Origin of the sequence: Skermanella sp. TT6, from assembly GCF_016653635.2 — a bacterium.
Classification (GTDB): domain Bacteria; phylum Pseudomonadota; class Alphaproteobacteria; order Azospirillales; family Azospirillaceae; genus Skermanella; species Skermanella cutis.
Genome location: NZ_CP067420.1, coordinates 2130159 through 2150703, shown reverse-complemented (window position 1 = coordinate 2150703; position 20545 = coordinate 2130159). Strand labels below are relative to the sequence as shown.

Below are 20545 nucleotides of genomic sequence, written 5' to 3'. Positions count from 1 at the left end.
AGGTTCCGGTTCACGCCGCGAGTTCACGCGAGAGCAGGACGCGGCGGGCTTCGGCGAGGGCCGTGTCGAGCCGGTCCATCATCCGGCCGAGGGATGCCTGCGCGCCGTCCGTCCCGTCGCGGCTTCCGGCGATGGCGGTGCGCAGCCTTTCGCTGGCCGCCACCAGCGCCGGCAGCCCGAGCGTTCCCGCGGCACCCGACAGGCTGTGCAGTTCGACCTCGACCGCCCTGAAGTCCCCTGCCGCCAGACGGTCGCGCACCCTCCCGACGCGACCCGCCGAGTCCTTCAGGAACGTCTCGAACAGCTTGCCCGCATCCGGACCCATGGTCTCCAGCAGATCCTCCAGCGCGTTCGGGTCGACGACGGGCGCAGCGAGCCCCGCCTCCTCCGGCGGGACCCAGTTGCGACCCCAGGTCCGCACGGCTTCGTCGAGCCGGGCCCGGCTGATCGGCTTGGGCATGTAGTCGCTCATGCCGGCATCGATGCAGCGGGCCTCGTCGCCGCGCATGGCATGGGCCGTCAGCGCGATGATCGGGATCGTGGCCGCATGACCGCCGAGCGCGCGGATGCAGCGGGTCGCCTCGAAGCCGTCCATCTCCGGCATCTCGATATCCATGAGCACCAGGTCGTAACCGCCCCGTTCGACGCGGTCGACCGCCTCGATGCCGTTGCCGACCACGTCGACCACATGCCCGCGGCGCTTCAGCATGCCTGCGGCCACCTGCTGGTTCACCGGATTGTCATCCGCCACCAGGACCCGCAGCGACCGGGCATCGCCGGCCTGGGAAAGCTGTGCAGGCAACCGGCCGGATACGTGCGCCGCCGACGCGGCCAGCCCCACGCCCGTGGGTTCCGACCTGGCCGGTACGGCCTCGACCGATCCGAGTGCCGGCCTTAGCGGCAAGGTGAACCAGAAGGTGCTTCCGCTGCCCTGGACGCTCTCGACGCCGATGCGCCCGCCCATCATCTCCACGAGGCGCCGGCTGATGGCGAGGCCGAGGCCGGTGCCGCCGGATTTCCCGCGCTCCTGCCCGTCGACTTGGTTGAACATCTGGAACAGTTCGGCCCGCCCCTGCTCGGATATCCCGATGCCGCTGTCCCGGACGGACAATCTCAGCTCCCCCGGATCCCCCGCCTCGACCAGGACGCCGACGCTGCCCTCGGACGTGAACTTGACCGCGTTTCCGACCAGGTTCATGAGCACCTGACGGACCCGGCCGGCATCGCCCCGGAGCGCCACGCGCGCCGCGGGATCGATCACCGCCTCCATCGCGATACCCTTCTCGGCGGCCCCGGGAGCCAGCAGATCGACCACGCCCCGGACCAGCGGCTCGAGCTCGTAGTCGGCATCATCGAGTTCGAGTCGTCCGGCCTCCATCTTGGAGAAGTCCAGGATGTCGTTGAGCACCGTCAGCAGAGCCTCCGCCGAGGTCAGGATCACCTGGGCCTGACGCCGCTGCTCGGGGGTCAGGGAGGTTTCCAGCAGCAGGTCGGCCATGCCGATCACGCCGTTCATCGGCGTGCGGATCTCGTGGCTCATGGTCGCCAGGAAGACGGACTTGGCGCGGTTCGCCGCCTCGGCGGCGGAAAGCGCCCGCTCGAGATCGGCGGCCAGCGCCGTCTGCCGGATGCGGGCGCGGTGGAGGTCCCGAAGCTGCCGGAACAGAAGGAACACGAGGCCCGCCATGCTGGCCGCCAGCGCGGCGACGCAGATCGCGAGCAGGGTCGAAAGACGGTGGGTGCGCTCGCGATAGTCCACCATGTCCGCCGAGCGGCGGGCATTGATCCTGACGAGTTGCTGTTCCGTCAATTGCCGCAACCGGCGGACCGCCTCTCGAAACGGCTCCACCGCGGCCAGCTCGGCATAGGGTGACAGCGACTCGATCTCGGTGACGATCCGCTCCGCAAGGTCTCGGTCGGCCGGATTGAGGGCGATGATACCGGCCAGCTGGCCGCCGCGGAGGAGATTGGTCCGGCTGAACAGGATGTCGTATCGAAGAGACACCTCGCCCGCGTGTTCCGGGGATGGATTGGCGACATAGGTCGCGAGCGCCGATTCCAGCTTCACCGTCTCGCGGTCCAACTGATAGACCGCCCAGACCGCGTCCTCGCGCACGCTGTTCTCGACTTCCGCCTGGCGATCGATCAGGAGGGCCAGCAGTACGACGCAGGAGCCGAACAGCAGGCCGCTGAGCGCGAGCAGCAGCCGCGCGCGCAGGGACTGGATCACGATCGGCCACCTCCTGGTTGACGACATGGACGGAAGAACCACTGCATTGCGGCCACGGCGCGAAAGCACCGCCTCAATGGACCTCAATGCTCTTTACCTGCCAGACCGAGCGGCCGAAATAAACTTCGTTGTAGAGATCCGGATTGGTGTCGAAGGGGTAGATCACGAAAATCGGCCCCTGATGGCGTACCGGCAGATAGGCGTCGTTCTTCTTCAGCGCGAGGATGACATCGAACTTCATGAAATCTTCGAAAGGGACTTCGGCTGAATAGTCGTTGAGCGCGGTGATCCGAAGCTTGGAGCCCTTCGCTCCGACCGCCTGCAGAACGGCCCGGGCGAGCGGCCCCTCGAACGCGTTCACACCTTCCGCCCAGGGAGTCGTCACCTTCGCCACCCGGCGTGGCAAGGCTTCCAGCATCGCGATGTCGAACTGCGCCCCGGCGGCGCCGTTGGTCTGAGCGATTTTGCCGGTGACGGTCAGCACGACCGGCCCGCTCGGCGCTGCGAGCGTTTCGGCGGCAGCCGAATGGAATGCTGACATCCAGATCATCAGCGCGATGGCAATCAACGAAGGGATGGAGCGATGCGACGCGAACATGAGGACACCTATGACGGGTACGGCGAAGTGATACCTCTTAGGATATTTCCATGCTAGCTGGCAATTTGGCATAAATCCCGACGGCATCGAAGTAAGTGGCGGAACGGCCGATCCTCCTCCCCTCCCCCCCTATCGGCCGCAAATGTCAGCATCCGTCATCGACGATCATGTCGGCATGAGGCTGGGCCGGCGGAGCGATGGCCGGTGTGGAGTGTATCAATCAAAAGCGGAGACGGCCGGCCAGCGTGTCTCACGGGACATGCACTCCGTGAGACTCTAGGAATATTATCTCATTAGTCGGAATTCCGCAAACCTTCCGAACAGGATCGGGCTCGGCCTGGAACTGAACCCGATCTGGTCGATCCACCCGGGACGGCTGATCCGATGCGTTGCGCCATGGGCGCAACCTACGACCGTCGGCCCGCATCACCTCTGCCCTGCATCGAGCCGTAGGTCGAGCCCATGGCGCAACACAGTGCGGTGAGTTGAGCGGTCGGCTGCGACGACCGGAGCGGTTCAAACTGATCGGGCACAGTTCTAACCTTTTGTTCACTTCTGCCATTCAACTGTGCCGCCGCTTGAAGTGCCAAGCAACCGCAAAGGCGGGGTGTGAACAAATGAAGATTATTACTGCAACCTCGGTTCAAAACCGCTTCGGGCAGTACCTTGACGAATGCGATCGGGAGGCAGTCGGAATCTCACGAAACGGCCGTATGAAAGGGATTCTTATGGGGATCCATGAATACGATGCGCTGAAAGCCATTGAGGCCGCCTACTTGGCGGACCTGGCAAAATCAGCGACCGATGCCGACTTCCTGGGTACCGACGAATCCGAGGCGATACTTAGGGCACTGCCCAAGCCCGGAGCCCAGATAGTTGACAGTGAAGCTGAACTTCGACAGAGACGTAAAAAAGTATCTTGAGTTTCTTGATCCTCGCACTCAGGCAACCATCAGGCGCAGGCTGGAGAATCTGCGGCTTGATGACGAGATTGGCGAGGTCGAGGGGAAGTATCTGGAGACGGTGATCAGAGACACTTCCCCCGGCATTACAGTCATTTATCAGTATCGAGAACGGCAGTTGATGATCTACAGGATCATCGTCCATCGGCAGGCAAGCCTTCGATGATCGATGCCAACCGTTCCGCCCTCACTCCGCCGGCAGGCCGGGGGATTGAGGGTCACGATGCGTGGGCACCTTGCTCGGGCCGTCGCGGGTGTCGGTCGAGATGCCCTGGGTCTTCAGCCAGCCGGCATGGTGCTCGCGGGCCCAGTTCAGGTCCACTTCGCCGTTGCCCATGGCGTCGAAGGCGCCCTCCATGCCGATGGTGCCGATATAGATGTGGCCGAAGATGACGGCCATCAGGACCGCCGTGCCCAGCCAATGGACGATATGGGAGATCTGCATGCCGTTGACGCCCGTCAGGTAGAACGGGAACATCAGCATGTAGCCGCTGACCGCCATGGCGAGGCCGCCCAGCACGATGGTCCAGAAGATCATCTTCTGGCCGGCATTGAAACGGCCGGCCTCGGGATGCATCCCGTTGTTCAGGAATCCTCCGCCCTGCTTGATCCAGGTCAGATCAGCCTTTTCCGGAATGTTGTCCTTGATCCACAGCACCAGCATCATCAGGATTCCGAGCACGAAGGGGAAGCTCAGGAAGTTGTGGGCGAATTTCCCATAAGTGGCCAGGGCCGTGAAGGCCTCGTGCCCGATCAGCGGAATCATCAGGGGCCGACCGAAGGCCAGCACCAACCCGGTCAGGCCCAAGACGATGAAGCTGGTGGCGGTCAGCCAGTGGGCGAACCGGTCGATCGGCATGAAACGGGTTACCGTCCGTCCGGCCCGGCCCGCAACGATCCGGATCTTGCCGCGGAACATGTAGAACACGGCGAGGCCCAGCAACATGCCGCCCATCACGACGCCGGAGATGATGCGGCCGTAATAATTGCGGAATTCCCGCCAGTCCCGGCCCTGGGGCTGCACCAGCGTCGCCAGCTTGCCGTCCGGGATGCTGACATAGCCCTGAACCTTGCCCTGGAGCTGCTGGTACAGCTCGACCTCCTCCTTGGAAGAGGGGGAGTTGGGCGTGACCACCTGGTCCAGCTGGGCATGGGCCGAGGGCACCGCGGCGAAGAGAAAGGCCGCGACGAGCAATCCGGGCAGAAGCCCGAGGATTTTCCGGGGCGTTATCGGCATAGCGTGTTCTCCTTCGCCATCAGACACCCCGGTCCGTCTGGCCGTAGGCGGTGGTCCAGCCCCAGGCGCCCGAGCCGTAGCCGCGGCGGACGACCCGCTCCTTGTAGATGTCCGCGATGATGTCGCCATCGCCGGCCAGCAGGGAGCGGGTCGAGCACATCTCGGCGCACAGCGGGAGCTTGCCTTCCGCGAGGCGGTTGGTGCCGTACCCGTGGTACTCGATCAGGGTCATGTCCTCTTCCGGCCCGCCGGCGCAGAAGGTGCATTTGTCCATCTTGCCGCGGCCGCCGAAGTTGGTCGTCTGAGGGAACTGGGGCGCTCCGAACGGGCAGGCGTAGAAGCAGTAGCCGCAGCCGATGCACAGCTCCTTGGAGTGCAGCACCACGCCGTCGGCCGTGGTGTAGAAGCAGTCCACCGGGCACACCGCCGCGCAGGGCGCGTCGGTGCAGTGCATGCAGGCCATGGAGATCGATTTCTCGCCCGGCTGCCCGTCGTTCAGCGTGATGACCCGGCGGCGGTTGATGCCCCAGGGAACGTCGTGCTCGTTCTTGCAGGCGGTGACGCAGGCGTTGCACTCGATGCAACGGTCGCTGTCACAGAGGAATTTCATTCTTGCCATGGTCGGTACTCTCGCCCTCCCCCGCTCAAGCCGGCTCGATGCGGCACAGGGTCACTTTGGTTTCCTGCATGAACGTCACAGGGTCGTAGCCATAGGTCATCACCGCGTTGACCGGGGCTCCCAGCACGATCGGGTCGGTGCCCGGCGGATACTTCTCCCGCTGGTCCACGCCCTCCCAGAAGCCCGAGAAGTGGAACGGCATGAAGGCGACGCCCTGCCCCACCCGGTCGGTGACGAAAGCCATGACCCGGGCCTTGCTGTTGTATTCCGGGCCATAGACCCAGACGTCGGACCGGTGGCGGATGCCCAGCCGCTCGGCGTCCCTGGTGTTGACCTCGACGAACATGGTCTGCTGAAGCTCGGCCAGCCACGGGTTGGACCTGGTCTCCTCGCCGCCGCCCTCATATTCGACCAGGCGGCCGGACGTCAGGATGATCGGGAACTCCTTCGAGACGTCCCGCGCCTGGACGGATTTGGCGAGATGCGTCATGCGGAAGTCCCGGCGGTCGTCGATCGCGGGGTACTGCGCCACCAGATCGCGGCGGGGAGAATAGAGGGGCTCGCGGTGGATCGGCACGGGGTCCGGCAGGTTCCAGGCCACCGCGCGCGCCTTGGCATTGCCGTGAGGCACGCAGCCATGCTTCAAGGCGACCCGGATGATGCCCATGGACAGGTCGGTCATCCAACTGACCTGATCGATGTTGTCGCCGCCGATGGCGTCGATCACAGCCAATTCGTCGGGTGTCAGATCGACGTCCCAGCCGAGCTTCCTCAACACCGCCATGGTGAACTCGGGATAGCCGTCGGTGATCTCCGAGCCCTTGGAGTAGGAGCCGTCGGCCAGCAGGCTGACGCCGTTGCGCTCGATCCCGAAGCGGGCCCGGAAGGTCGTGCCCCCTTCCATGACGTGCTTGGAAGTATCGTAGAGGACGGCGGAACCGGGGTGCTTCATCTCCGGCGTGCCCCAGCAGGGCCAGGGCAGGCCGTAATACTCGCCCTCGCACGGTCCCTTGGTCGCCCGCATGCTGATCTTGTCGAAGTCGGCCTGGTACTCCATGTGCATCTTCAGCCGCTCGGGCGACTGGCCGGTGTAACCGGTCGAGAGGGCGCCCCGGTTGATTTCCCGCAGGATGTCCTCGGCCCGGGGCTTGGTGCCGTCCACCGTGATGTGCTTGAAGAGCTGGTCCGCGAAGCCGAGCTTGCGGGCCAGGAGATACATGGTTTCGTAGTCGTCCTTGGACTCGAAGATCGGATCGACGACCGCGTCCGACCACTGGAGAGACCGGTTCGACGCGGCGCGGCAGCCGGCCAGCTCGAACTGGGTGCAGGCCGGCAGGATGTATGTCCCGTTCTTGCGGTCGCTGACCGAGGCGAAGGTCGTCGGGTGCGGGTCGACCACCACCAACAACTCCAACGCCTCGAGGCCGCGGCGCATCTCGGGCATCCGGGTGACCGTGTTGCCGCCATGGCCGAAGGTGATGAAGGCCTTGATGTTGTTGGGCTGGTCCAGTTCACCCGGCTTCGCCAACACGGCGTCGAACCAGCGGGTGGTCGGGATGCCCTTCGTCTCCATCAGCTCCTTGGACGCGAAGCGGCCCTGCAGCCACTCGTATTCGACATCCCACACGCGCGCCCAGTGCCGCCACGCTCCCTCGGCCAAGCCGTAATAGGACGGCAGCGACGTGACGTCGAGGCCCATGTCCGTCGCGCCCTGGACGTTGCTGTGACCGCGGTAGATGTTGGCACCGCCGCCCTCGGCGCCGATGTTGCCCAGCGCCAGCTGGAAGATGCTGAAAGCTCGGACATTGGCGGTGCCGACCGTCTTCTGGGTGGCGCCCATGCACCAGATCAGGGTCGACGGCCTGTTCTTCGCCATCAGTTCCGCGGCCTTGCGGAGCTGGTCTCCCGGCACGCCGGTGACCCGCTCGACCTCCTGCGGGTTCCACTTCTTCACCTCGGCCCGGATCTCGTCCATGCCGTAGACGCGCTGGCGGATATATTCCTTGTCCTCCCAGCCGTTCTCGAAGATGTGCCAGAGCATTCCCCAGATCACCGGTATGTCGGTTCCGGGCCGGATGCGGATGTAGTCGGTCGCGTGGGCGGCGGTGCGGGTGAAGCGGGGATCGATGACGATGAAGGGAGCGCGGTTGTGCTCCTTCGCGCGGAGCATGTGCTGCATCGACACCGGGTGCGCCTCGGCCGGATTGCCGCCGATGATCATCAGCGCCTTGGCGTTCTGGATGTCGTTGTAGCTGTTGGTCATGGCGCCGTAGCCCCACGTATTCGCGACGCCCGCGACAGTGGTGCTGTGACAGATGCGCGCCTGGTGATCCACCGTGTTGGTGCCCCACAGGGCCGCGAACTTACGGTAGAGATAGGCGCCCTCGTTGGAGAACTTGGCCGAGCCCAGCCAGAACACGCTGTCGGGACCCGATTTCTCGCGGATCTCCAGCAGCTTGTCGCCGATCTCGTCGATCGCCTGATCCCAGGAGATGCGCTGCCACTCGCCGTTGACCAGCTTGACCGGATATTTGTTGCGCCGTTCGCCCTTCGTCAGCTCGCGGACCGACGCGCCTTTGGCGCAGTGGGTTCCCTGGCTGATCGGGCTGTCCCACCCCGGCTCCTGCCCGACCCAGACACCGTTCTGCACCTCGGCGATGACCGTGCAGCCGACCGAGCAGTGGGTGCAGATGCTCTTGCGCCGGGTGACTTCCAGGTCCGGGTCGACCGGCCCGGCTTCCGCCTTGCGGACGGTCGCGAGCGGCAGCGCCCCCAGCGCCGCCATCCCGCCGGCGGCCAACCCCGAGTTCCGCAGGAAGGTACGGCGGTCCAGTGAACCGCCGGCGTTCGCCGCCGCGGCCAGGGTTGAAGCGAGCGGCGAGCGTTGGGCGGTTCCCGAGCGTCTCTTGACCAGCATTGACGTCTTTCCTCCTGGATCCGCCCTAGAGGCGGTTCAGCGCATAGAACTGCTTCACATGGGCGGTTTCCTGGTAGCGCGGCTTCACGCGCTCCTCGGGAGACTCCTCGGCCGCCACGCCCGTCGCGGCCAGGGGAACCGCCACCGCGGCCGCCGTGCCGGCGAGGCCGATCGTTTTCAAGAAATCCCGACGCTCGACCGGTGAACCGCCGATCCCGCCCTTCCGCTCAACACCGATTTTCTTATCCGATGACATTGTCCGGTCGTCCTCATTCTTCCCGCCCCTCCCGACACCCGGCCCGGGAGACGGTCTGGCACCTACGTGCTGGACAACACGCAGGGACGCGAAAAGTCCCAGTCTCGAAAGCACTAGAAACCAACTGCCAATGTGGCTGTTGAGCGCTCGACGCAGACCTGTCCGGCCCCGGCCGCGATGGGGCGGATGAAGTAGGAAGGATCAATATCTTGCACGCGAAGCCGATCATCCTGGGGGCGGCCCTGCTGGCCGTGGCCGCCGTCTCGGCCGGGGCCCAGGGAATCAAGAAGGAAACGTTGACCGATGATCCGAACGTCACGCGCAGCCTGGAGCCCGGCTCGACGCCCCAGGGCACGCGGTCGCCGGGCGTCAACGAGAAGCGGAACGAGGACAATGGCGAGATCCAAGGGACCATGGATCGGCTGAGGGCGAATCCGACCGACGTCCAGGGCAACCAGGTGCAGCGGGAAACCCGCGACAGCGGCCAGCCGCAGGGTGAGGAGTCGGAGCAGGACAAGGAGGATCGTGCCGGCGTGCCGGATGCCAACCAGCCGGAGGAACAGCCCAAGTAGAAGGGGCTTTGCCGATCGAGGGCGATCCGATCGCGTCGCGTGGAAAGCCATTCCCCAAAAGATCGAAGGATGGGCGAGCCCGCAGCCTGCCCGCCCCATCCGCCTTTCCGGTTCCGCGCTACAGCACCATATGGCGGGCGCGGGCGCCGCGTTCGATCGCGGCGGCGTTGAGCCGGTCGATCTCCAGGCTGTCGCGCAGCAGTTCCAGCAGGCGCAGTTCCTCCTGGGTCGTATAGCCGTCGGCGGCGGCCACGTCGCAGGCGACGGCGTAGGCGGTTTCCCTCAGCTTCTGGGGCAGCCCCTGCTTGATCTCGCCCAGCGCCGCATCCAACCCGTCGCGCTGACCGAGCAGTTCGGTGCAGTCGGCGGCGATCTCGGCCAGACGGCCGGTATCGAAGTCGCGGAAGACCGGCAGGTACCGGACCGTCTCGCTGATGGTGTTCAGTTCCGCATCCGTCATGTCCGCATCGGAAGCTGACACCATGACCATGGTGTAGATCAGCGCGGTATGGTGGTCGATCATGATGAGCCTTCTCGCGTTTGGTCCTGCGCACATGTGCCCGCGCGCCCGACGAACTTCAAGGGTGGCGCATGACCTCATGCATAGCCGCTTTTTCCGTGCGGAGGCTGCCTCGACACGGCAACGGCTTCACCTTATCTTGTTGCATACCGAGAGACGGCGGTTCCGTCCGATGGGGAATGTTCAGATGACGGCTTTGCCGAACGCCGTGCCGGACCGGAAATCCGCGAAGGATGAGCCGCCCGTCCGTCATTTCGCGCAGGTGATGATCTTGGAGGACGAGCCGCTGGTGGCGCTGGAACTCCAGATCCTGGTCGAGGACATGGGGCACCGCGTGTGCGCCGTGGTCGACACCGAAGCCGACGCCGTGCGCCAGGCCGACGCGACGGCGCCCGACCTGGTGATCGCCGACATCCAGCTCCGGCAGGGCAATGGGGTCAATGCCATGGAGCGGATCGCCGAACGCCGCGACGTTCCGGTGATCTTCGTGTCCGGCAATCATGCCTTCACCCCCAACCCGCAGATTCGGACTGCCCGCTTCATTGCAAAACCCTTCCGCGTCGAGAGCCTCAGGCAAGCAGTCGCCGACCTTTGCCGCGGCGTGGCCTGAAACCGCGTCTCGCTGGCGGCTGATACGTCCGGGCAGCACGGCGAGCACCATCTATCTGAGCATCTTCGCCCTGCTGGTGATCGTCACGGCCGCTTCGTGGCTGATCTACGACGCGCGGCGCAACCTGGTGCTCGAGGCCGAGCGGACGGCGGGCACCGCGGCCTTCTTCCTGGCCGACCATGCCACGCGGCTTTTCGAGGCATCGGACCTGGCGCTGCTGGAGGCGACCAACGCCGTCGAGGCCATGGACTGGGACCGTGTCGCCGGAGACGAGGAGCTGTGGGAGCGGCTGCGGGCCCTCAGCGAACGGTTCCCCTATATCGACCATATCTGGCTGAACGACAGCAGCGGCCAGCTGCGCATGAGCACGGTGGACCTGCCGACGCCGCCCAGTTCGGCGGGCGATCGCGACTTCTTCCGGGCGCACCAGGAACCCGGCAGCGGACTGTTCGTCGGCGAGCTGATCATCGGCCGGGTCACCGGGGAACCGACCTTCCTGCTGAGCCGCCGGCTTTCGGCGGAGGACGGGACGTTCCGCGGCGTGGTCTCCCTGACCATCGACTTGACCTACTTCTCGACCTTCTACGGGTCCCTCGACCTCAGGCTGGACCCGGTGATCAGCCTGGTGCGCGCATTGGACGGCTCGATCCTGACCCGCGTCCCGCTGGGCGAGCCGCAGCCCCTGCCCACCCTGCCGATCCAGGCCGACGCCGGATCGGGGTCGAGCGGCCCCTCCTACTATCTCACCGACTGGCATACGCCCGTCCACGCCTTCCACAAGGCCGAACGCCTGCCGCTCCATGTCAGCGTGGCGGTGCCGAACGGGAACATCACCCGGGAATGGGCATCCCGGATCTGGGCCTACTGGGTGGTCGCCGGGGTCGCGGGGATGGCCTTGTGGCCGTTGTCGGTCATGGCGGTACGCCAGGCCCAGGCGGATCGGATCGCCAAGGAAACCCTGGAGCAGCGGGTGGAGGAGCGGACCCGCCAGCTCACCGCGGCCAACGCGCAGTTGGAGACCCTGTTCCAGGAGGTCCATCACCGGGTCAAGAACAACCTCCAGGTCATCACCTCCCTGCTCCGGCTCCAGGCGGCGCGGTCCGGCGACGCGGAGACCCGATCGTCGCTCCAGAAGAGCGTGGACCGCGTCCATGCCATGAGCCTGGTCCATCACCTGCTCTACAGTTCCAAGGAGCTGACGGACGTCGATTTCGCAAAGTACCTGGGCGAGCTGGCGGCGAACCTTCAGAGCGCCTACGGGACCGAGAGCCATGTCCGCCTGGAGATCGACGTCGGCAGTTCCTGGTTCCCGCTGAACCGGGCGATCCCCCTGTGCCTGATCGTCAACGAGATGATGTCGAACGCGTTCAAGCATGCTTTTCCGCACGGTCGGGCCGGGACCCTGCGCATCCGGCTGCGCGAGGACGACGGCGCCTTCGAGCTGCGGATAGAGGACGATGGCGTGGGGCTGCCCGACGGATTCGATCCGGCGGGCGGCAAGGGCCTGGGAATGCAGATCATCCGATCCCTGGCCGCCCAGCTGGAGGGGACCGTGACGTTCGGACCGTCCGAGAGCGGCGGGTCAGCCTTCCGGCTCACCTTCTGAGGGCTCCGGCGCGAGGAACCCGCGCGTCACCCGGACCGCCTCGGCGAGGCCGACCCGGCGCAGCTCGACGCCCTCCGGGAACGCCCCGGCCAGCCTGGACGGCATCATCGGGTCGAGCAGGACGAAGACACCCGTGTCGTCGGCACGGCGGACCAGCCGGCCGAACGCCTGCTTCAGCCGCAGGCGGGTGATCATGTCGTCGTAGCGCTTGGCGCCGAACGCCTCGCGCCGGGCCCGGTGGAGGATATCGGGACGCGGCCAGGGCACGCGGTCGAACACGATCAGGCGGAGCGAGCGGCCGGGAACGTCCATCCCGTCGCGCACGGCGTCGGTGCCCAGCAGGCAGGCCTGCTCCTCTCCCCGAAAGATGTCGATCAGGGTGGAGACGTCGAGCCCGTCCACATGCTGGCCGTAGAGCGGCAGGCCGGCCAGTTCCAGCGGCTCGGCGATGCGCTGGTAGACGGCACGCAGCCGGCTGATCGCGGTGAACAGCCCCAGAGCTCCGCCGCCGGCCGCCAGGAACAGCTCGCGGTAGGCGGCGGCTACCTGGACCAGGTCGTCCTTGCGAACGTCGTTGACCACCATCACCCGGGTTCGCGCCGGATAGTCGAACGGCGACGGCACGCTGGCCCGCAGCGCCGGCCAGGCCATATGGACGGCGCCGGTGCGGACGGAGGCGGCCAGCCAGTCCTGTTCGACATCCCCCGTGCCGTCGGTCAGGGTGGCCGAGGTCACCACCATGCCGTGGGCCTGGGCGCCGACGGTCGCGACGAACGGGATGGTCGGGTCGACATAGTGCCGGTACATGCCGACATCCAGGTCGCGGCCGTCCTGCCGCTCGATTCCGAACCAATCGACGAAACCGGGCGGGGTCGGCTTGCCGATGCTCGCGAGCATGTCGCGCCAGCCCTTGAGGGTGACGCTGCCGCGCCGCTGGAGGCTGCGGCAGACCGCCTCGATCCGCCGGCGGGTATCGCTGTCCAGCTCGGCCGCCTCCGTGTCGAGCCGGGCCGCGAGGCGCTTGCCCAATTCTTCCAGCGGTTCCTGAAGGCGGGCCAGGGCCTTCCCAAGCTCGACGGCGGCCTCCGTCAGGCCGTCCACCGGGTCGGCGGTCTCGGTCTCCAGGCTGTAGAAGCTGTCGCGGCCATGGGCGCGGGCATGGACCTGCCGCCGGACCATCAGCAGGAAGGCTTCGGCGGCCCCGGTCCCCATCCCGTCGGTCAGTCGGTTCGACCAGCCCTCACCGGGCAGCGCGCGAGCCGCCATGACCACGTCGTCGACCAGGGCGGCGCTGGTCTCGTCGGCGGCGACGAGGTCCTCGACCCGCCGCTTGAGGCCCCGCGCCCGGCTGCTCCGCCCGCCCTCGGCGCCCAGCAGCCAGCGGCGAAGCTCGGCGGTCTCCTGCGCGGTCAGGTGGCCGGCGAAGGCGCTGTCGGCGGCGTCGAAGACATGGTGCCCCTCGTCGAAGACATAGCGGGTCGGGGCCGTCGTATCCTCCCCTCCCAGCGCCGCCTGGATCATCACCAGCGCGTGGTTGGCGATCACGATGTCGGCCTTGCGGGCGCGGCGGATCGTGTTCTCGATGAAGCATTTGCGGTAATGCTGGCAGGCCGAGTAGATGCACTCCCCGCGGCGGTCGGCCAGCGTCACGGTGCGTGCCCGGCCGACCAGGTCGGGCAGCCAGCCTGGGAAGTCGCCGCCCTGCATGTCGCCGTCGCGGGTGGCGGCGACCCAACGGACCATCAGGCCCAGGGCGGTCGCGTAGGCGGGCAGCGACGGCAGGGTGGCGACCGCCTCCTCCAGGTTCAGCAGGCACAGGTAATTCTCCCGGCCCTTGCGCAACACGACCTTGCGCGCCTTCACGTCCGGGTCGCGGTGGAGCCGGTCCAGCTCGCCGTCGATCTGGTGCTGGAGGTTCCGGGTGTAGGTGGAGATCCACACGGGGCCGCGGTTGATCTCCGCCCACAGGCTGGCGGGCGCCAGATAGCCCAGGGTCTTGCCGACGCCCGTGCCGGCCTCGGCCAGGACGAGGTTCGGCGTCCCGGGATAGTTGCGCGGGGTGAAGGCGGTGCTGACCGCGCTGGCATAGTCGGACTGCTGCGGGCGCGGCTCGGCCGCCTTGCCGCGGATGCCGGCCTGGAGCAGGTCGGCGAGGCGGCGGCGCGCGTCGTTCGCATGGACGGCGATCTGGCCGGGCGGCGGCTCTGGAGCCCCCTCCTCCCATTCCGGCAGGCGCTTCCAGACCTGGAAAGCGCCGAGCGCGCGGCGGCCCGGCGGGCCGTTGGGGGCGCCGAGCGCCGACAGCACGAAGGGTGCCCAGCCCCAGGCGTAGCCCTGCGCGCCCGCGCCCATGTACCAGGCGATGGCCACCGGGTCGGACTTCTCCTCCCGGTCGGGATCGGTCAGGTCGGTCAGGAGCTGGCGGGTGGCGCGGATCAGGGTCAGGGCGTCGTCCTCCGCGCCGTCGGGCCTGGGCAGGCCGAGCGCCTCGGCGAGGCCGCGCGGGGTCGGGACGACGAAGCGGGCGGGATGGACGAAGGCGAACAGTTCCAGCAGGTCGAGCGCCGCGAAGCGGTCGGCGTTCAGCCGGCGGCCCAGCGCCCGGGCGTGGCAGACCAGCAGCGTCTCCCGCTGGAGCCGGCGCCGGGCTTCGTCCAGGTCGATGGTGTCGATCTCGCCGTCGGCGGTCAGCCAGACGGCCCGCCGCGCCCCGGCGACCAGCGCGGGCACGTCGGGCAACAGCAGGCGCCGCGGCGGCGCGGGGGATTGAACCATGTCCATCACGGCCGCAGTATAGAAGCCCGGACGCCGCGGCGCGAGCGGAACAGGCCGAGGTTGCCTCCCCCTTCAGGGTGGTTATGATGGCCGCCCGTCCCCAGGCCGCAGGTCCCATGTCCGTCATCCAGCGAGTTTCCACCGCCCTGCCCCGGCGGCGTATCCTTCCGGCCATGCTGGCGATCGGGCTGGGCGTCGCCGCGGTCACGGTCGGATGGGTCGCGCTGTACCGGGTGGTGCCGCCGCCCGGCACGCCGCTGATGCTGATCCGGGCGATCGACGGTGCCGGGATCGAGAAGGACTGGGTCGGCCTCGAAAGCCTGTCCGACGCCCTGCCCCGGGCGGTGATCGCGTCCGAGGACAGCCTGTTCTGCAGCCATGCCGGCTTCGATTGGGCCTCGCTGCGCCAGGCTTGGCAGGGAAACCTGGCCGGCCGGTCGCTGCGGGGCGGCAGCACGATCACCATGCAGACCGCCAAGAACGCCTATCTCTGGCAGGACCGGACCTACCTGCGGAAGGGGCTGGAGGCCTGGTTCACGCTGTGGATCGAGCTGGTCTGGCCGAAATCGCGGATCATGGAGGTCTACCTGAACATCATCGAATGGGGCGACGGCATCTACGGCGCCGAGGCCGCATCCCGCGCCTATTTCGGCAAGCCGGCATCGGCCCTGACCCGCCGGGAGGCCGCGCTCATGGCGGCGGTGCTGCCCAATCCGCTGCGCTGGTCGCCCGCCAAGCCGACCCGCTACATCGCCGGTCGGGCCAACGTGATCCAGCAGCGCATGGCGATCGTGGAACGCGACGGGCTGGACGATTGCATCGGCTGACCGGGGGAAACCCTTCCGCGCTCCTTCTGTTGACATGGGAGATCCATCAAGGAAAGGGACCGACGCATGTCGGAAACGACGACCGACCACGACAAGATCCGCAAGTGGGCCGAGCAGCACGGCGGCAAGCCGGCGGTGGTGAAATCGACCCACGGCCAGGGCGGCGTCGGGATCATCCGGATCGAGTTCCCGGATGCTCCCAATTCGAAGAACGACAGCCTGGAGGAAATCTCCTGGGAGGAGTTCTTCAAGCAGTTCGAGGACCACAAGCTGGCCATGGTGTTCGAGCAGAAGAGCAACTTCAACAAGATCATCAGCCGGGACTCGGCGAAGTAGCGCCGGCGGCGCGGAAGCCGGCACCCTCCTCGGGATAACGTACCATCGGACTCTTCCGGGACAGCGGGCATTCGAGACAAACTCGGTCCCCTGTCACCACCGGGTGGACCCAATGGAGCGTTCGGCTTCCGAGGACCTCATTCGCGCCGTGGTTTGCGCCTATGCCCGTGCGAAGAGCATGCGGCCCCATCCCGACGCCGGGTATCGGGCCGCCCTGGAGATACTCCTGAAACACAATCGAAAATTGACGCCCGAAGAAGCCGCCGACCGTCTGATAGCGATGTTGTGCTATGCTGCTCACCGGCGGCCCGAATGGCTCCAGGTCGAGCAACCGGTGGCCGGCGCCTTCCTGAGGCGGCCTCCGAGCGACCGGGTCGCGGATCCATGACGTTCCGCGTCGCCTAACCGGTCCGCCGGACCAGATCGAACCGGGCCGCACGATCCGGCTGGGTCGTGATGACGGCGGTCGGCAGGACGGGGGGATGGTGATCGGGCAATCCGATCCTGAAGGCCGACGCCATGGCTGCGACGACCAGGACGGCCTCGGTCAGGGCGAACTGCGCGCCGATGCAGACGCGGGGTCCCAGGCCGAACGGGAGATAGGCGAACCGGTCGGGAGGAGCGGCGTCGGGCAGGAAACGGGCCGGGTCGAAGACGTCCGGATCCCGCCACAACTTGCGATGCCGGTGGAGGACCCACGGAGCCACCATGACAAGGTCCCGGGGGCGCACCGGCACGCCGCCCACGAGATCCTCGCCGATCGCCTCCCTGACGAGGATGAATGCCGGGGGGTAGAGGCGGAGCGCCTCCTGGACGACGGCCCTGGTCAGAACGAGGACGGGCAGCGCCAGGGCGGCCCCGTCGCGGGAAAGGTCGAGGCCCGCCGCCTCGCTGGCGACGCCCTCCTGGATGTCCGGCGCAAGCGCCAGCAGGTACAGCGACCAGAAGATCGCGAGCGCCGTCGTCTCATGGCCGGCTACGATCATCGTGGCGACCTGGTCGCGCAGTTCTTCGGCCGGGATCCCGGCGCCGGTCTCGGGATCGCGGGCGGCGCGCAGGAGGTCGAACAGGTCGCGGGGCGTGTCGGCGGAGCGGGCGGCGCCCCGAGACCGCTCCGCCATGATGGTTTCGATCAGCCCCATCCATTCGGCCTGGAAGCGCCTCCGGGCGAGGTCGTGCAGATTGGGAACCGAGGCCGGAAGCAGGAAATCGAGCAGGTAGGGCCGTCCCAGCCGCTCCGCGTAATGCGCGATGAGCCGGCGCATCTCGGCACCGTGGGCCGACATCTCCACCGAGAACATCGAGCGGCCGGCGATATCGAGCGCCAGGTGCTGGCAGAACGAGACCAGTTCGACAGGGCCATCCTCGGCGCGGGCCGCGACGCCGGCGAGCGCCTCCCGGGTCGCGTCGGCGATGTGGCGGGCGAGCACCGGGATCGCGCGCGGTGTGAAGGCCGGCGCCAGGGTCTGCCGCTGGTGGCGCCAGCGCTGGCCCTCGCTGAGGAACAGGCCGTCCCCCACGAGCGGGCGGATGATGCGGATCGACGCCGGTGTCCGCCGGTAATTCGCATGATTATCGATCAGCACATGACGGATGGCATCCGGGTCGTTCACGAGAACCCGGCCCCGCCAGAGGAAGGACGAGGCGATGACGTCCCGCTCGTAGGCCTGCCGGGACCAGGCGGTCAGCGCATTCGTTCGGAAGGCCCTGAGCTGCCTGTACCAGGGCAGCGGCGCCGCCGCCGGTTCCAGGCGGGGAGGAACCACTCCGGCCGGACCCCGGCCGAGGGGGGTGGAAGCCTTGGGCTCGGGGGAGATCGACGCTGTCATCCGTCGGGACCGCGTTCTGGTGCAGGGACCCTATCGTACCCCATCCATGCCGGCCGCGGCGATATCTTCGGTGAACCCCCCGGACGGTAGGGGGGCGGGCTCCGCCTCGGGGGCTGGCGTCACTCGGAAACCGACGCCGGGATGCGGCAGCTGAATTCGCGGCCGTGCAGCGTGCGGTACAGGGCCCGCAGCTTCTGCCGGTCGGCGTCGCGCAGGCAGCCGCGCATCAGGTCGTCGTGGAGTTGCACGGCCTGGGTGCGGTTGAGGCCGTGTCCCTTGGACAGCAGGACGGCGAGCAGAAGGGAAGCGTCGGCGTCGGTCCGGGCCTGGCGCTGGTCCGCGGCGGCCATGGCGCGCCGCAGGTCGGCGATGGCGTCTTCCTTCCCATTGATCCTGCCGGAGGGATCGGTGTTGCGGATCTGGAGCGGAGACGGCCGGCCGCCGATGCCGAGGCGTTCCGCGGCGACCAGGGCGGTTTCATGCTGCGGCGCACCGCCGGTGCGGCTCCGGCGGCGGGACAGCAGGTTGGACAGGCGGTCAAACAGGCCAGCCATCCAAACTCGTCACCCTCCCACCGAACGCGGTTCCCGCACCCGAAGGAGTGCGTCGGAGGTAGTTACGCCATCTTCATTTATTTATAGTTAAGGGACGGCAGGCGGCTTCCACCAGCGCGTCGGCCGCCGCCGCGGCGGCCTGGCCGACACCGTCGGCACCCAGCGTCTGGCCGCTGGTATAGGCACCGTCCATCACGAGCAGGAGCTGGTCGGCCAGCAGCTCGGGATCGATGGCGCCGACGGCGTTCGCCAGGCCCCGCAGACGTTCCCTGAGTTCGCGCTTGTTGGCCCGGGCGACGGCATGGCCGGGATGGTCCGGCTCGGGGAATTCGACCGCGGTGTTGATGAACGGGCAGCCGCGATATCCAGGCGACGTCGTTCGCTTGCCGAGCGCCGTGAACAGCGCCCGGATCTGCGCCCTCGGATCGTCGGGATGATGCGCGGTCACGCGGTCCCACCAGTCCCAGTAAACGCGATCGAAATCCTCCAGGAAGGCTGCGACCAGTTCGTCCTTGCCGGAGAAGTTGCGGTAGAGGCTCATCTTCGCGACGCCGGAACGGGCGATCACGGCATCCACGCCGACCGCCCGGATGCCATCGCGGTAGAACAGCTCGGCCGCCGCCTTAAGGATGCGCGCCCGGGCCGATTTGGCCGAGCCGTCCGAGGCCGGCTCGTCCTGGATAGGTTCCTGCATGGGTGCTCGTCCGATCAAATCCGTTGACAGATGATACAGGACGGTCTCTATCATTGCAAGAGTTCCTCCTACCGGAGCCATTCCGATGTCTCTCCAAGGTTCCCGGCTGGCGCGCGGGCGCGTCCACTATGCATGGTATGTCGCGGGCATCACCTTCGTGACGCTGCTGGTCGCGGCGGGCATCCGGTCGATGCCGAGCGTCCTGATCGTCCCCGTCGAGCAGGAGTTCGGCTGGTCCAGGGCGACCATCTCATTCGCGGTCGCGATCAACCTGGTGCTTTACGGATTGATGGGGCCGTTCGCGGCGGCCCTGATGGATCGGCTGGGCATCCGGACCACGATCGTCGCCTCGCTGCTGCTGGTGGCCTCCGGCATCGCGCTGACCCCGCTGATGACGGCTCCGTGGCAGCTGGTGCTGCTATGGGGAGTGGTGGTGGGAACGGGAACCGGCATGACGGCCCTGGTGCTCGGCGCCACGGTGGTGAACCGCTGGTTCGGGGAGCGCCGCGGGCTGGTCATGGGCCTGCTGACCGCCAGCACCGCGACCGGGCAGTTGCTGTTCCTGCCGCTGCTGGCGATGATCGTGCAGCAAGTCGGGTGGCGCGCGGCGGTGATCGGCGTCGGCGCGGTGGCGCTGGCCGTCATCCCGGCGGTCCTGCTGCTGATGCGCGAGCGGCCGCGCGACCTCGGGCTGGCGCCCTTCGGCCGGACGGAAATCGAGACGCCGCCGCCGCCCGTCGCGGGCAACCCGTTCGGCCATGCGCTGGGCGCCCTGGCGGAGGGCGTGCGGTCCCGGGATTTCTGGCTGCTGTTCGGCACCTTCTTCATCTGCGGGCTCAGCACCAACGGCCTGATCGGCACCCACCTGATCGCCGCCTGCATCGATGCCGGCATCCCGGAACTCCGGGCAGCGGGGCTGCTCGCGATGATGGGCGTCTTCGACCTGGTCGGGACGACGCTCAGCGGCTGGCTGTCGGACCGCTACGACAACCGTCACCTGCTGGCTTGGTATTATGCGCTGCGCGGCCTGTCGCTGCTGTGGCTGCCCTTCGCGCTGGACCTGTCGTTCTTCGGCCTGTCGCTGTTCGCCGTCTTCTACGGCCTTGACTGGATCGCGACGGTTCCCCCGACGGTCCGCCTCGCCACCAACGCCTTCGGGCGGGACAAGGCACCGATGATGTTCGGCTGGATCTTCACCGGGCACCAGATCGGCGCCGCGGTCGCCGCCTTCGGCGCCGGCGCGATGCGGACCGTCATGGACGGCTACCTGGAGGCCTTCCTGCTGGCCGGGCTCGCCTGCCTGCTGGCCGCCGGCATGTCGCTCATGATCGGCCGGGCGCCCGCGACGCCGGCCCGGGTCGTACGGGAAGCGGCCTGACGGCGTCTGCCATCGATACGACACG

The 20545-nt window shown here is 67.4% G+C and carries 19 protein-coding genes; 8 read left to right on the top strand and 11 right to left on the bottom strand.

Features of this window, described 5'->3' with window-relative positions:
• Positions 1 to 10: 10 nt before the first annotated feature.
• Both IGS68_RS10135 and IGS68_RS10130 read right to left on the bottom strand, forming a co-directional pair.
• Positions 11 to 2230, bottom strand: coding sequence for an ATP-binding protein (locus IGS68_RS10135; RefSeq protein ID WP_201079552.1), 2220 nt, complete (start codon positions 2228 to 2230; stop codon positions 11 to 13).
• Positions 2231 to 2303: 73 nt separating this feature from the next.
• Positions 2304 to 2828, bottom strand: coding sequence for a putative pterin-binding protein (locus IGS68_RS10130; RefSeq protein ID WP_201079550.1), 525 nt, complete (start codon positions 2826 to 2828; stop codon positions 2304 to 2306).
• A 617-nt stretch (positions 2829 to 3445) separates the two neighbouring features.
• On the opposite strand from IGS68_RS10130, the gene IGS68_RS10125 reads away from it, so the two are divergent.
• Both IGS68_RS10125 and IGS68_RS10120 read left to right on the top strand, forming a co-directional pair.
• On the top strand, positions 3446 to 3751 hold the full coding sequence (locus IGS68_RS10125) for a type II toxin-antitoxin system Phd/YefM family antitoxin (protein ID WP_201079548.1): 306 nt from the start codon (positions 3446 to 3448) through the stop codon (positions 3749 to 3751).
• The gene (locus tag IGS68_RS10120; RefSeq protein WP_201081740.1) at positions 3705 to 3956 is read left to right on the top strand and encodes a hypothetical protein; all 252 of its coding nucleotides are present in this window, start codon (positions 3705 to 3707) and stop codon (positions 3954 to 3956) included. The genes IGS68_RS10125 and IGS68_RS10120 overlap by 47 nt, the downstream gene beginning before the upstream one ends.
• Before the next feature lie 21 nt (positions 3957 to 3977).
• On the opposite strand, the gene IGS68_RS10115 is transcribed toward IGS68_RS10120, so the two are convergent.
• From IGS68_RS10115 to IGS68_RS10100, 4 genes are read right to left on the bottom strand one after another with little or no spacing between them, the layout of a single operon-like run.
• A complete protein-coding gene (locus IGS68_RS10115; RefSeq protein ID WP_201079546.1) occupies positions 3978 to 5027 on the bottom strand; it encodes a formate dehydrogenase subunit gamma in 1050 nt (349 codons plus the stop codon).
• Between the two features lie 19 nt (positions 5028 to 5046).
• Positions 5047 to 5646: a formate dehydrogenase FDH3 subunit beta gene (gene fdh3B / locus IGS68_RS10110; protein ID WP_201079543.1), complete on the bottom strand. Its 600-nt coding sequence runs from the start codon at positions 5644 to 5646 to the stop codon at positions 5047 to 5049.
• 25 nt (positions 5647 to 5671) lie between these two features.
• Positions 5672 to 8563: a molybdopterin-dependent oxidoreductase gene (locus tag IGS68_RS10105; protein ID WP_201079541.1), complete on the bottom strand. Its 2892-nt coding sequence runs from the start codon at positions 8561 to 8563 to the stop codon at positions 5672 to 5674.
• Between the two features lie 25 nt (positions 8564 to 8588).
• A complete protein-coding gene (locus IGS68_RS10100; RefSeq protein WP_201079539.1) occupies positions 8589 to 8819 on the bottom strand; it encodes a twin-arginine translocation signal domain-containing protein in 231 nt (76 codons plus the stop codon).
• A 209-nt stretch (positions 8820 to 9028) separates the two neighbouring features.
• Here IGS68_RS10100 and IGS68_RS10095 point away from each other — a divergent pair, with 209 nt between their 5' ends.
• On the top strand, positions 9029 to 9391 hold the full coding sequence (locus IGS68_RS10095) for a hypothetical protein (protein WP_201079537.1): 363 nt from the start codon (positions 9029 to 9031) through the stop codon (positions 9389 to 9391).
• 118 nt (positions 9392 to 9509) lie between these two features.
• Here IGS68_RS10095 and IGS68_RS10090 read toward each other — a convergent pair whose 3' ends face one another.
• Positions 9510 to 9914 (bottom strand): tellurite resistance TerB family protein, encoded by a 405-nt coding sequence (locus tag IGS68_RS10090; RefSeq protein ID WP_247881263.1) that lies wholly within the window; start codon positions 9912 to 9914, stop codon positions 9510 to 9512.
• Positions 9915 to 10098: 184 nt separating this feature from the next.
• On the opposite strand from IGS68_RS10090, the gene IGS68_RS10085 reads away from it, so the two are divergent.
• Positions 10099 to 10521: a response regulator gene (locus IGS68_RS10085; protein ID WP_201079533.1), complete on the top strand. Its 423-nt coding sequence runs from the start codon at positions 10099 to 10101 to the stop codon at positions 10519 to 10521.
• The gene (locus IGS68_RS10080; RefSeq protein WP_201079531.1) at positions 10454 to 12127 is read left to right on the top strand and encodes a sensor histidine kinase; all 1674 of its coding nucleotides are present in this window, start codon (positions 10454 to 10456) and stop codon (positions 12125 to 12127) included. The genes IGS68_RS10085 and IGS68_RS10080 overlap by 68 nt, the downstream gene beginning before the upstream one ends.
• On the opposite strand, the gene IGS68_RS10075 is transcribed toward IGS68_RS10080, so the two are convergent.
• The gene (locus IGS68_RS10075) at positions 12104 to 14908 is read right to left on the bottom strand and encodes an ATP-dependent DNA helicase (RefSeq protein WP_201079529.1); all 2805 of its coding nucleotides are present in this window, start codon (positions 14906 to 14908) and stop codon (positions 12104 to 12106) included. The two genes, IGS68_RS10080 and IGS68_RS10075, sit on opposite strands and share 24 nt — an antisense overlap.
• 110 nt (positions 14909 to 15018) lie before the next feature.
• Between IGS68_RS10075 and mtgA the strand changes: the two genes are divergently transcribed.
• The gene (mtgA, locus tag IGS68_RS10070) at positions 15019 to 15729 is read left to right on the top strand and encodes a monofunctional biosynthetic peptidoglycan transglycosylase (RefSeq protein WP_201079527.1); all 711 of its coding nucleotides are present in this window, start codon (positions 15019 to 15021) and stop codon (positions 15727 to 15729) included.
• A 66-nt stretch (positions 15730 to 15795) separates the two neighbouring features.
• Positions 15796 to 16065 carry an ATP-grasp domain-containing protein gene (locus IGS68_RS10065; RefSeq protein ID WP_201079525.1) on the top strand — a complete coding sequence of 90 codons (270 nt, stop codon included), beginning with the start codon at positions 15796 to 15798 and terminating at the stop codon, positions 16063 to 16065.
• A gap of 401 nt (positions 16066 to 16466) precedes the next feature.
• Here the strand turns inward: IGS68_RS10065 and IGS68_RS10060 are convergent, their stop codons facing one another.
• The 3 genes from IGS68_RS10060 to IGS68_RS10050 form a co-directional block, all read right to left on the bottom strand.
• Positions 16467 to 17894, bottom strand: coding sequence for a cytochrome P450 (locus IGS68_RS10060; protein WP_201079523.1), 1428 nt, complete (start codon positions 17892 to 17894; stop codon positions 16467 to 16469).
• Between the two features lie 119 nt (positions 17895 to 18013).
• Positions 18014 to 18448 carry a hypothetical protein gene (locus tag IGS68_RS10055; protein WP_201079520.1) on the bottom strand — a complete coding sequence of 145 codons (435 nt, stop codon included), beginning with the start codon at positions 18446 to 18448 and terminating at the stop codon, positions 18014 to 18016.
• Positions 18449 to 18521: 73 nt separating this feature from the next.
• A complete protein-coding gene (locus IGS68_RS10050; RefSeq protein ID WP_201079518.1) occupies positions 18522 to 19142 on the bottom strand; it encodes a TetR/AcrR family transcriptional regulator in 621 nt (206 codons plus the stop codon).
• An 85-nt stretch (positions 19143 to 19227) separates the two neighbouring features.
• On the opposite strand from IGS68_RS10050, the gene IGS68_RS10045 reads away from it, so the two are divergent.
• Entirely contained in the window at positions 19228 to 20520 is a 1293-nt protein-coding gene (locus tag IGS68_RS10045) for an MFS transporter (RefSeq protein ID WP_201079516.1), read from the top strand.
• The last annotated feature ends 25 nt before the right edge of the window (positions 20521 to 20545 follow it).